Origin of the sequence: Bacillus sp. B25(2016b) (genome assembly GCF_001679765.1) — a bacterium.
In the GTDB taxonomy this organism is placed as follows: domain Bacteria; phylum Bacillota; class Bacilli; order Bacillales; family Bacillaceae_G; genus Bacillus_A; species Bacillus_A thuringiensis_K.
Genome location: NZ_CP016285.1, coordinates 2,939,261 through 2,951,745, shown reverse-complemented (window position 1 = coordinate 2,951,745; position 12,485 = coordinate 2,939,261). Strand labels below are relative to the sequence as shown.

The window sequence follows — 12,485 nt, the reverse complement described above, 5'->3', positions numbered from 1 at the left end:
CGACTTGTTGATTTAGCCATACACACAAAGATAAGAAATGGTGCCCGTGGCACTTACGTTTTCGTTTCATTCCGCCTGCTTCTATGGCTAATTGATTAAGTGTAGCGGGAGACATATATCGATATAACTCTTCAGCGAATAAAGATAATTCTTGTTTTTGATTCATATTCATAAAAAACACGTCACCCTTTCTCATTAACATAAGAAAATAGTAACGTGCTTTTAACTTCAAAAATAGTCTAAATCCTTAAGTTGATGGATGTGGGATAGCACCACATGCCTATCAGCCTAAGAAAATAAATTAACCCCATGTCCATCAAGCTAGTAAAAAAAATACCCCAAAAATAGTAAAATTGACATCCCCAGAGTAAAAATGTTAAAAATTATTGTTTAGGGGCAGCGTAAAACATTAGTTTGATAGCGATATGGCGCTACTCATAAAAAAGAAATAGGAGAGAATATCCTATTTCTTTTTATTAATATAATAAAATGTAATGAATAGATCCAAAGTAATGATAATAATTAGAAGTAACAAGTGGATAAGTGCATCAGTTTTTCCGTTTAGTAAAGACTTTACAAAGAAATCCCATTCTGTTTCATAGGGAGGTTCTACCCAATTTCGTTGCAGACCTAATACCATTCCATTTATAAAATAGACAATACTTAATAGAATCCTTCCAACAAATAAGGCAGCTGTTTTTATATTCCAATCCTTTATCTTGATGACATAAAGGATTGGAAATAGTATCAGTATCCAAAAAACAAGAATAAAGACTGTATTTCCCATTCTCTCCTCCTAACAAAATGATTGTATTTTTAATCTTGGTAAATTCTTAGGTTGGAGGTATGTTTCATTGTTACTGGTTAAAAACAAGGACCGTAATTCCGGTTCTTTTTCTATTCCGCAAAATAAAGGTTTGCTTTATCTCTCAGTTTCAAAAAACTCAATCCATTCTCCATCAGGACCAGCGAAGAATATGTAACGTGTTCCATCTGGTAATGTTTCGATTTCTTCTCCTAGTAAAAAGGTTACTTTATGTTTCTGTATTCTTTCGATTTCATTCTCTAATGAATCTACTTTAAAGCAAATGTGATGTACTTTTCCTTCTGCCGGAAGAGAAGAGTTATAACCTTCAATGAGTTCTAGTATCGTTTCCTTTGATTCTTCCACACCTAAAAAAGCGAGTTTTAAGTCTGGATTCGGGTGTCCCATACGTTTAATGAGCTGTAAGCCAACTACTTCTTCATAAAATGAAATAGATGTTTCTAAGTTTGCGACCATAAGTCCGACGTGTTCAATTCTTCTAACTGACATGTAGATTCCTTCTTTCTGAAAATTATATACAATATATTATTGAAAATTAAGAAAATAAGCAAGATAAAAACCTTACAAATTTTAGCGTGTTATATGGTATAGTGAGAAAGTATGTTTGGGGAGAAGGAAGGAGATTATACGATGAATACACCTACTCAAACTCCTTCATTATCGGAAACGATGAAAGAGTGGCATTATGCATTAGCGTATGAAATTAAGCATTGGAAAACGATAGGTGGTAGTAAAATTTCTATCATGAACGGTCGTTTTTTATATACAGATTATGAAAGTACAGTATATGTATTTCAGCTTATTTCGGAAGTAAGTTTACCGGAAGGTTCACCAATTCGAATTGAGTTCGATGGTGAGGAAGCGACAGGAGAAGTATTATCTGTACATGGATTAGAAATAGAATTGAAATTAAATGATTATATACAAGGTGAAATACGAGAAGCTGTTTTATACAGTGAACCGTGGCAATTGTTAGAGCAACTGCAAGAGCGATTGAAAGAAGCGCGTAAAGATAAGTTAAAACGTAATCGTATAAAGCGTCTTGTTGACGGGACGAGTAGTCCGAAGCATATTGAGAAGATGAAAAATCCGAAAAATGAATTGGCGTATCGTTCATTTTACAATCCGACAACGTACGTGTGGGGACCGCCTGGAACAGGGAAGTCTTACAATTTATCACGTATTATTTCGGCACATTATCAAAAAGGAAAATCGGTACTTGTATTAGCTCATAGTAATGCGGCAGTAGACGTATTAATGAGTGAAGTCACGAAGCAAATTGAGAAGAAAAAGAAATGGACACCTGGCGAAATTGTTCGTTACGGTTATAGCCAACATGAACATATACGAAATCATGAAACGTTACTTGCGTCGAAGTTAGTTGAAACGACGAACGGATCTTGGGGAGAAGAAAGACTCTATTTAGAGGAAACACGACAAGATCTTCGAGAAAAGATTTTATCATATAAAGCGACTTCTGCTGATAAGAAGCGTATACAAGAGATTGAAAGTGATCTTCGAAAGCAAAAAGCAAAAATTAAAGAAGTAGAAAAAGAATACATTGAAAATGCGAAAGTAATCGGCGCGACTTTATCGAAATGTGCCATTGATTCACTGATTTATGAGCGTACATTTGATTTAGTTGTCGTAGATGAAGTGAGTATGGCATATGTTCCGCAAATCGCATTAGCTGCTTCACTTGGAAAACGTATCGTCGTTTGTGGCGACTTTTTACAATTACCTCCAATTGCGATGGCGAACCATGAACTTGTTCGCAAATGGCTCGGGGAAGATATGTTTTACCATGCTGGGATTGTTGAGTCTGTTAATAAATCAGAAGCACATCCGAACCTATTTATGTTGCAGGAACAAAGACGTATGCATGCGGATATATCGAAGTTTACGAATTCGTTTATTTATAAAAATAGAGTATACGATCATCCGTCTGTTTCAGAGCGTAAAGAACTTGCGCAATTGCAGCCGTTCGCAAATGAGGCGAGTGTTTTATTCGATACGAGCCAAATGGGAGCCTTTTCGTTAAAAGACGCTGCATCTGGTTCACGTTTTAACATTATGTCTGGTTTAGTAGCAATGCAAATGATGTTAATCGGATTGTTAGATGGTGTTCAATCGATTGGTGTTGTGACACCTTACAGGGCGCAGTCACGCTTTTTATCGACGTGTATTAGAGAAATGTTGCAGAGAACGAAATATCAAAACATACCAGTATTAGCGGCAACAGTTCATAAGTTCCAAGGTTCTGAAAGAGATATGATGATCTTTGATACGGTTGACAGTTATCCGCAAGAACGACCTGGCGTATTATTCTTTGATCACAAAAACCATCGCCTCGTCAATGTAGCAGTGACAAGGGCGAGAGGGAAGTTCATTCAATTATCAGATTGCCATTATATGCGTAAAAACCTTTCGAGAAAACAAGCATTATCACAATTAACAGCTCATATAGAACGTCACGGAGATGTGTATGATCGCACGACATCAAGACAATTGTGGGAACGGAAAATTTCGAAACGTTTACGCTGGTTTATGGAAATGAATCTTGAGGAAACGAAAGGGTTATTAAAAGATATTTTAGCCGCAAAACGAAAAATTATTATTTCACTTCCAAGTACAAAACAAGTGGATAAGCGAGTATGGCAAGCGTTAATGCGTACAAATGCGCAAATAACAGTTTATAGTGATGGACCAGTTCCACTGAAAAATGTAAAGTTACAAAGACAAAATAAAGCATTCCCATTCTTAGTAATTGATGATGAAATCTTCTGGGCAGGTGCACCGCTTACATCTCAAATGATGTTTGAAGGTAGTACGGAATTTCCGTACGTATGTGCAAGACTGCAAGCACCAGAAACAATTGGTGTATTAAAAGGATTTTTAGATATTCGGTAAATTCGGATAGGAATTCCTTGACTTTTAATCGGAATGAACTTAGAATGAATGTAATTTAATATAATTTTATGAAAATTCTTATCACGAGAGGTTGAGGGACTGGCCCTATGACACCTCGGCAGCGGATTCGTTATGAATACTGTGCCAATTCCAGCAAGGTAACTTGAAAGATAAGAAAGAAGCTCATTTTGACTGTATATACAGAAGCCTCTTTCTATCTTTTAGAAAGAGGCTTTTTTATGTGAAAATAAAAGGAGGAAGAACAATGGGAGCGACAGGAGTAGCGTCACAAAGAAAAACAATTAAAGAGAGTATCGAAAGAAATAAGGAAAAGTACATAGACACAAGTCATGATATTCATGCGAATCCGGAGATTGGTAACCAAGAGTTTTATGCATCAAGAACGTTAAGTTTATTACTGGGTAGTGCAGGATTTCAACTGCAGCACAATATAGCTGGACATGAAACGGGATTTATCGCGCGAAAAAGCTCTGGAAAACAAGGAGCGGCAATCGCATTTTTAGCTGAGTATGACGCTTTACCAGGACTCGGTCATGCGTGTGGTCACAATTTAATTGGCACAATTAGCGTTGCGGCAGCGATCGCATTATCAGAAACGCTTGAAGAAATTGGCGGGGAAGTTGTCGTGTTTGGAACACCAGCTGAAGAAGGAGGGCCAAACGGTAGCGCGAAATCAAGTTATGTAAAGGCAGGTTTATTTAAAGACATTGATGCGGCACTTATGATTCATCCGAGCGGAAAAACAGCGACAACAAGCCCTTCACTAGCAGTCGATCCACTTGATTTTCATTTTTACGGAAAAACAGCTCACGCCGCAGCTTCACCAGAAGAAGGAATTAACGCATTAGATGCGGTTATTCAGCTCTATAACGGTATTAACGCACTTCGCCAACAACTTCCGTCAGATGTCAAAATTCATGGCGTTATTACAGAAGGCGGAAAAGCACCTAACATTATTCCTGACTACGCCTCAGCAAGGTTCTTCATCCGTGCAGCAACGCGAAAAAGATGCGCGGAAGTAACAGAAAAAGTAAGAAACATTGCTGAGGGAGCAGCGTTAGCAACAGGTGCAAAAGTAAAAATCCATCAATTCCAAAATGAAATCGATGAATTACTCGTAACAAAAACATATAACGATATCGTAGCGGAAGAACTAGAACTATTAGGTGAAGATGTAAACCGTAAAGAAAGAGTAGGGATCGGTTCAACCGACGCAGGAAACGTAAGTCAAGTCGTACCGACAATTCATCCGTACATTAAAATCGGACCAGATGATTTAATTGCACATACGAATGAATTTAGAGAAGCAGCACGTTCAGAACTTGGAGATAAAGCATTAATTACATCGGCAAAAGCATTAGCAAATACGGCGTATCGATTAATTACGGAAGAAGGGTTGTTAGAGAAGGTGAAGGAGGAGTTTAGAGAGGCACAGAGGAATCAGGGGTAAGGCGCTTTTTCGAATATAAATCTAATTCATATGCAGAAATAATAGAAAAGAACATTGAAAAATCAATGTTCTTTTCTATTTATGAATCATTTATTTCTTTAGTGATATCTTGAATCTGGTCTAGTCTAGTTTAATAGTAACGGTGATCTGTGAGTTCGAATTGCATTAAAGGATAATAACTAGAGAATGTGTTGTAATTAAAATTTATATTTCTATATTAATTTGTAAAATAAATTCACTTTATGTTATTATATTTCCCTTGGACTGACAGTTTATAGAATGTATAGTGAATATTTGAAAAGTTAAAATAGGGGATGTATTACGTTGAAATGGTTATCTTGGGACAGAAATTTAAAAACTAGATTGATTGGCGAAACTATGTTCAATACATTGTTTTGGATGTATTTTCCGTTTATGGCAATATACTATAGCGATGCTTTTGGTAAAGCAATTGGCGGAATTTTAATGGCAATTATACCTCTTGTAGGCATAATAGGTAATTTGTTAGGTGGATATTTAGCTGATCGATTAGGGCGTCGACCTGTCATGCTATTAGGCACAATCATACAAGTAGCAATGTTTGCAGTTTTTGCTTTATCTCATTCACATTGGATTAATTATTTAGCCTATATCGGTATTGGAATTAGCGGGGCAATATACAGTCCAGCAAGTTCTGCAATGATAGCTGATATAGTGCCAGAAAAGGATAGAAGGGTGGTCTTTGCCACTTTTGTTACAGCAAATAATATTGGTGCTGTATTTGGACCAGTGTTAGGTTCATTTTTCTTCTTTCATTATCGAAGTGAATTGTTATGGACTTGTACAATTGTTACATTTATTTATTTTATAGCAATCTATTTCATAATTAGAGAAACGCTTCCCGAAGCTTCTAAAAATGATGGAGATAACAATCCAATATCAAAAATCTTTAAAGAACAATGGAATAATTATATGAAAATTTTTAGTGATAAAATTTTCTCTCTTTACATATTTGCGGGAGTTTTGATTATGATAGCTTTCATGCAGCTAGATCTTTATCTTGCATTATATGTAAAGGAATTTGTACCAACTCAATCTCTTTTCTCATGGAGTACTGGTTCATTCTCTTTGAGTAATACTGAAATTTTCGGATGGATGATGGGGTTAAATGGCATTTTGTTTGTTTTATGTTCTTTACCTGTTGCAAAATATTTTGAGAATTGGAGCGACCTAAACGTTTTAATTGTCTCTAATATATTATTTGGAATGGGTATGTTTTTAATAGGGTTAACAACGAATATATGGCTACTATTTTGCTTTATGGCAATATTAACTATTGGGGAATTGATTCGTTCGCCAGTTGTACATAGTTTCGTCAGTAAATATGCACCTGAAAATTCTAGAGGACAGTATATGGCAGCATCTAATTTACAATTTACCATTGGGCGTTTTATTGCACCAATAATGATTGTATTTTCTACATGGCTATCTCCAATTGTTGTGTTCGGAATTATATTACTTTGTACCCTTGTTAGTGCAGTTTTCTATGTGAAAGTATTTCGTATGATTTCAAATACAAACATACATAATTCTACAAAATAGCCCTGTTATGCAGGGCATTTTGTAATTTGATAACTTAAAAGTTCTGTTAAGGGAAAGAAGAGAAGAATATATTAATCAAAAAAAATTGATTAATTAGTTGCATAAAGAGCTAAACTAAATATATACTATAAACATCAAAAAAATTTGATGAAGGGAGAGGGGACTAAAATGGCACAAGATTTTCAGCTCTATGAGAAAAAATTTAAAGCATTAGCGGATCAAAAGCGTTTAGAGATTATGTATGAACTTTGCCAGCGAGGCCAGACTTGTGTATGTGATTTAGCAGAGATTTTTGAAATGACGCAATCTAAGTTGTCCTATCATTTAAAGATTTTATTAGATGCAGGTTTAATTGTAAAAGAAACAAAAGGTACGTGGAGTTATTATGATTTAAATGATGCGGAAGTAAATAATTTATTATCAGAAGAATTGTGCTGCATTTTTAGAAAAACAGGCAAAGGTAGTTGCTGTTAAAATTTTGTAGTATTAATCAAAAAAAATTGATTAATAACATATAAAGAGGAGGAATAAGTTATGAGATATGTTCATGTTGGTATAAATGTTACGGATTTAGAGAAGTCTATTGAATTTTACGAAAAAGTATTTGGTGAGTCACCAGTTAAGGTGAAAATAGATTATGCAAAATTTTTATTAGAGACGCCAGGACTTAACTTCACGCTGAACGTAAGAGATGAAGTGAAGGGAAACCAAGTAAATCATTTCGGTTTCCAAGTGGATACAGCTGAAGAGATTACATTGCATAAAGAAAGATTAGAAAAAGAAGGTTTCTTTGCACGTAATGAGATGGATACAACTTGTTGCTATGCGGTTCAAGATAAGTTTTGGGTAACGGATCCTGATGGGAACGAGTGGGAATTCTTTTATACAAAAGCACAGAGTGATGTTCACAAAATAGAAGAGTCATCTTGTTGCACGACTTCTAACGTAGTAGAACAAAATTCTTGTTGTTAATAGGAGATGGAAAATAAAATGAAACGTTTATCTTTTCTAGATCGATATTTAACACTATGGATTTTTCTAGCTATGGCTGTTGGGATTGGTTTAGGGTATGTATTTCCTAGTGTAGTAGACGGACTAAATACATTACAAGTTGGAACGACGTCTATCCCGCTTGCTGTTGGTTTAATTGTCATGATGTATCCACCATTAGCAAAGGTTCGTTACGAGGAAATGGGCCGAGTATTTAAAGATGTAAAAGTATTGGTTTTATCTTTAGTACAAAACTGGATTATCGGACCTGTACTTATGTTTGTTTTAGCAATTATTTTTCTTCCTGATAAGCCAGAATATATGGTTGGTCTCATTATGATTGGGTTAGCACGTTGTATTGCGATGGTCATTGTTTGGAACGATTTTGCAGATGGGGATAAAGAGTATGCAGCAGGTTTAGTGGCTTTTAACTCAGTATTCCAAATGCTATTCTTCTCCGTTTATGCATACGTGTTTGTAACAGTCATTCCAGAATGGTTAGGAATTGAAGGGGCTATTGTCGATATTACAATGGTAGAAGTAGCGAAATCCGTGTTTATCTATTTGGGAATTCCTTTTATAGCAGGTATGTTGACGCGATTTGTACTCGTTAAGTTAAAAGGTAGACAGTGGTATGAAAAGGTATTTATACCGAAGATTAGTCCACTTACATTACTTGCATTACTATTTACAATCATCGTTATGTTCTCTTTAAAAGGGGAAATGATTGTTAGCGTACCATTAGATGTAGTAAGAATAGCGATTCCGTTATTAATCTATTTTATTGTAATGTTTTTTGTTTCTTTCTTTATGGGAAGAAAAATTGGTGCAAACTATCCGGTGACGACAACGTTAGCATTTACAGCAGGTAGTAATAACTTTGAGTTAGCGATTGCTGTAGCAGTTGGTGTGTTTGGTATTCATTCGGGCGCAGCATTTGCAGCTGTTATCGGGCCGTTAGTGGAAGTACCTGTAATGATTGCACTTGTAAACGTCGCTTTTTGGTTTAAGCGTAAATATTTTAATGATCAACCAGTATAATTTAAAAACAAAGGTGGAAAACAACATGGAAAACAAAAAGACAATCTATTTCTTATGCACAGGAAATTCATGCCGAAGCCAAATGGCAGAAGCGTGGGGCAAACAATATTTAGGTGATAAGTGGAATGTATATTCTGCAGGAATTGAAGCACATGGAGTAAATCCAAACGCAATTAAAGCAATGAATGAAGTAAATATTGATATAACAAATCAAACTTCGGATATGATTGATATAAATATTTTAAATAATGCTGATTTAGTCGTTACCCTTTGTAGTCATGCAGATTCTGTTTGTCCGTCTACACCAAAACATGTGAATCGTGTTCACTGGGGATTTGATGACCCAGCAGGAAAAGAATGGTCTGAATTTCAACGTGTTCGCGATGAAATTGGAGAACGTATAAAGAGATTTTCTGATACAGGGGAGTAAATAAAGGAAAGAGCCAATCTTCTATTTTATAGGGATTGGCTCTTTTTTTATTGTACATAGTTATGACTGCATTGGTTCGCATAAATTACCGAAAAGCAGAGGATATTCTGTTGGGTTTATAAAGTTAGAAATATATTTAATCATGTAGGTGTTCATAAATAATAAAGTCATATAAAAGATAATAAAGTTGTTTAGAATTAGAGGTGGTATGATGAATAATCACACTAACTTTCCTTTGTTAAGTATAATTAAATGAAAGGATTTTTGGATATATAAATAAAGGGTAGTATATTAGCGCAAGGGGGAGAATGATGGATAAGTTGTTACAAGAAATTATAAATTGGTTAAAGATGAGAGATGAACAAATTGTTATCGGTATTTCAGGACATGGTGCAGCTGGAAAAACAACGTTTACTAATAGACTCGTAAAGCTACTAAATCAAAATGAAGTAAATTATATTAATACAGATCCTTACATTGTTAGTTCAGATATCCGCAAGCATGCAGTGATTCACTATACATATCAAAATGAAAATCATCGTTATAAAATGACAGCTTGTCATCCAGCGGCGCACCATTTGGCAGCTTTAGAAAGAGATATTCATATGGTTAGAGCGGGGCTAGATTTTTATACGATAGATACGCATTATATGAAAAGTAAGTTGATTTCTTCGGAAAATAAAGTAACGATTGTGGAAGGAATGAGCGCCGCATTTATTAATCCTGATTTATTTGATTTGAAAATTTATTTTTATACAGATGGCGAAACGGAACTAATGAGAAGATCAAGCCGGGATATAGCTGAAAGGGGAGCCGATATAAATTATTTAAGGCAGTCTCATGAAGAACGCCGGATTCAATATGAAGTATTTATGCATTCGTATAGTCAGCGTTTTGATATCATTATCAAAACCTCTGATGAAACAATATGTTTAGAAAAAAATACATTTGAGTTTTATAAAGTTTAAATGAAAATCCTCAATTTGTTAATTGCATTATGACGCTTCATTTTTCTTATTTAGTACTTGTATTAAACAAATGTATTATTTAATCAATAATACATTCACTATGAAATAACTAGATTTTTAAAAAGATTTAGTAGCCTTCTTTCATCTACATATATAGAAGGCTATTGTAATTTTGGCGGCAAAATTACATAACTTTATTATTACTCCACAGTAGGATAGAATTCTTTATTTGAATACATTAGGTGTATCTTAAAAATCCTCACTTTAAAAGGTTTTTATTCGGAAGTACAAGAATGAATTTTTGCATGAAAGGGGAATAGGGTGAAACGCATAATAAGAAATGTAGTAATAAATTATTTTAAAGAAATTCATCCACTAATAGTGGAAGCAGAATTACATAAGAACAGTTGGCATACAGATTTACATTATAAAATCATCGTAAATGGAGACCGGTATTCCGCACGGTTTATGAATGGCGATCGAACAACTAATCCAGCTTTTGGGACATTATCAAATGAACAATTGAAAGAGCAAGTACGATTTACGTATTATTTACGAGAGCATGGAATCCCATTTATGCAGATTAAGGAGAATCGGGCGGGAGGGTCATTTACATTTGTTACTTGGAATGATGAACAGTACCGGTTTGTATTGTCTACTTGGATTGAAGGGGAGCATATTACTCATTGTACAGAAACAATGGCAGAGATTTTTGGAAAGGAAGCAAGAAATATACATGATATTTCTAGTACATTTCAAAGCTCGACTTTTCAAAAGAAATCGCATTTAGATGGATATGGTGAGTTTATAAAGCTATTAGAAAATAAAGGTGGTACATGTAAGGAATTGCGGGGGTATATAGAGCTCGCTAAGTGTCATATAGAATGTGCATATACGAATAATTTGGAGTTTATTGTACAAACCGATTTAAATCCTTTGAATGTTTTATGGGGATCAAGTCAAAAGGTAAAAGGAATTGTGGATTTTGAATCTATTAGTTATGTTGACCGCGTTGAAGGGTTAGCCTTTTTAATAAAGTGGTATTCCCGGACAGAAGGAATAGAGTCACATGTAGTATGTCCGAAAGTTGCTAGAGCATTTTTAGAAGGGTATGGAGCTAATAACATTTTAACTTTAAATGAGTATGAAAGACTTTCTTCGTTGCTATGGTTATCAGGTAGTTTAAATTGGAACTTTGTTAAAAAGACGATGAACCTAATGGGTGACGAGAGTGCATTAGTAGAACATTTGAGAGTTTATAAAGGAAGAGGAGAAAGACTGTCGTCATTGTTAATTGGTAGATAACATTTATTATTCTAATTTTGGATGCGAAAAAGAAAGCATATGGGGTGTTCAAAAAATGAAAATACAAATTGTATTGTTTGATGGTTTTGGAGAACTTGTCTCCTTTGCACCTTTTGAAGTATTGAAAAGAGCGATAGAAGAAGGGGCTCCATTTACGGTTGAACTCGTATCAAGTGTACAGAAACAAGAAGTTACTACTTCATTTGGAATTACGGTGAAACTACATGATTTTTTACGAATGGATAATCGCCCAGATTTATTAATTGTACCTGGTGGTGGCTGGAATCATAAAGCAGAGCATGGGGCACGAAAGCAAGCAGAGCTTGGAACACTGACAGAAACGATTAGAGAGATGCATAATGAAGGAACGATTGTTGCGGGAGTTTGTACTGGAGGTATGTTACTAGCTGCATCCGGTATATTAAATGATAAAAAGGCGACAATGCATCATTTGGCGCAGAGTGAAATGAGTGAATATGGAGCAGAGTTTCTTCCTTACAGAATTGTAGATCAAGGCGATATTATTACTGTAAGAGGAGTTACTTCAGGAATTGATTTAGCTCTTTGGGTTATCGAAAAGTTCGCAAGTCCTAAAATTGCAGCCGCTGTTGAATATAGAATGGAATATGAGCGGCGAGGTGTTGTTTGGAAGTAATTTAATTATATTTTTTGCTGCAGAGCGTATCAAATATTGTGAAAGAGAAAGAGTCAACTCATACGAGTAGGTTCTTTCATTTATATACTATATTGCTTATTTTTCACAGTAATATCTTTTTCAAAAAATCATAAAATAGATAATATATTTTGTTCCACATTGATAATTATTTTCATTATATATTTATAAATTAGTAAAATTTAGTTTACAAATTTGCGTACAACTTATATAATTTGACTCATATAAAAAAGTTTCCTTAAGGAAACTTAAACATGGATTTACATTCGCTTTATATTTTTTTGCTTAAA

12 protein-coding genes and 1 riboswitch are annotated in these 12,485 nt (G+C 34.8%); of the genes, 10 read left to right on the top strand and 2 right to left on the bottom strand.

The window, feature by feature from the left end; translation table 11 throughout:
- Positions 1 to 463: 463 nt before the first annotated feature.
- Positions 464 to 787 carry a hypothetical protein gene (locus BAQ53_RS15065; protein ID WP_000528641.1) on the bottom strand — a complete coding sequence of 108 codons (324 nt, stop codon included), beginning with the start codon at positions 785 to 787 and terminating at the stop codon, positions 464 to 466.
- Between the two features lie 135 nt (positions 788 to 922).
- Positions 923 to 1,315, bottom strand: a complete 393-nt coding sequence (locus BAQ53_RS15060; RefSeq protein ID WP_000116337.1) for a VOC family protein — start codon at positions 1,313 to 1,315, stop codon at positions 923 to 925.
- A 111-nt stretch (positions 1,316 to 1,426) separates the two neighbouring features.
- On the opposite strand from BAQ53_RS15060, the gene BAQ53_RS15055 reads away from it, so the two are divergent.
- The 10 genes from BAQ53_RS15055 to BAQ53_RS15010 all read left to right on the top strand — a co-directional run bounded on the left by BAQ53_RS15055 (position 1,427) and on the right by BAQ53_RS15010 (position 12,177).
- Positions 1,427 to 3,736, top strand: coding sequence for an AAA domain-containing protein (locus tag BAQ53_RS15055; protein WP_131250121.1), 2,310 nt, complete (start codon positions 1,427 to 1,429; stop codon positions 3,734 to 3,736).
- 75 nt (positions 3,737 to 3,811) lie between these two features.
- A riboswitch (SAM riboswitch) is annotated at positions 3,812 to 3,913 on the top strand.
- Between the two features lie 88 nt (positions 3,914 to 4,001).
- On the top strand, positions 4,002 to 5,207 hold the full coding sequence (locus BAQ53_RS15050) for a M20 family metallopeptidase (RefSeq protein ID WP_000501359.1): 1,206 nt from the start codon (positions 4,002 to 4,004) through the stop codon (positions 5,205 to 5,207).
- Positions 5,208 to 5,531: 324 nt separating this feature from the next.
- On the top strand, positions 5,532 to 6,788 hold the full coding sequence (locus BAQ53_RS15045) for an MDR family MFS transporter (protein ID WP_208905681.1): 1,257 nt from the start codon (positions 5,532 to 5,534) through the stop codon (positions 6,786 to 6,788).
- Between the two features lie 168 nt (positions 6,789 to 6,956).
- Positions 6,957 to 7,262, top strand: coding sequence for an arsenical resistance operon transcriptional regulator ArsR (gene arsR, locus BAQ53_RS15040; protein WP_000046013.1), 306 nt, complete (start codon positions 6,957 to 6,959; stop codon positions 7,260 to 7,262).
- Between the two features lie 60 nt (positions 7,263 to 7,322).
- Positions 7,323 to 7,760 carry an ArsI/CadI family heavy metal resistance metalloenzyme gene (locus tag BAQ53_RS15035; protein ID WP_208905679.1) on the top strand — a complete coding sequence of 146 codons (438 nt, stop codon included), beginning with the start codon at positions 7,323 to 7,325 and terminating at the stop codon, positions 7,758 to 7,760.
- 18 nt (positions 7,761 to 7,778) lie between these two features.
- Positions 7,779 to 8,819, top strand: coding sequence for an ACR3 family arsenite efflux transporter (arsB, locus tag BAQ53_RS15030; protein ID WP_208905678.1), 1,041 nt, complete (start codon positions 7,779 to 7,781; stop codon positions 8,817 to 8,819).
- 25 nt (positions 8,820 to 8,844) lie between these two features.
- Positions 8,845 to 9,249 carry an arsenate reductase (thioredoxin) gene (arsC, locus tag BAQ53_RS15025; RefSeq protein ID WP_000428358.1) on the top strand — a complete coding sequence of 135 codons (405 nt, stop codon included), beginning with the start codon at positions 8,845 to 8,847 and terminating at the stop codon, positions 9,247 to 9,249.
- 311 nt (positions 9,250 to 9,560) lie between these two features.
- Positions 9,561 to 10,217 (top strand): uridine kinase family protein, encoded by a 657-nt coding sequence (locus BAQ53_RS15020; protein WP_000359528.1) that lies wholly within the window; start codon positions 9,561 to 9,563, stop codon positions 10,215 to 10,217.
- Positions 10,218 to 10,538: 321 nt separating this feature from the next.
- Positions 10,539 to 11,522 (top strand): phosphotransferase enzyme family protein, encoded by a 984-nt coding sequence (locus BAQ53_RS15015; protein ID WP_208905676.1) that lies wholly within the window; start codon positions 10,539 to 10,541, stop codon positions 11,520 to 11,522.
- Between the two features lie 55 nt (positions 11,523 to 11,577).
- The gene (locus BAQ53_RS15010; RefSeq protein WP_033673062.1) at positions 11,578 to 12,177 is read left to right on the top strand and encodes a DJ-1/PfpI family protein; all 600 of its coding nucleotides are present in this window, start codon (positions 11,578 to 11,580) and stop codon (positions 12,175 to 12,177) included.
- Positions 12,178 to 12,485: the final 308 nt, after the last annotated feature.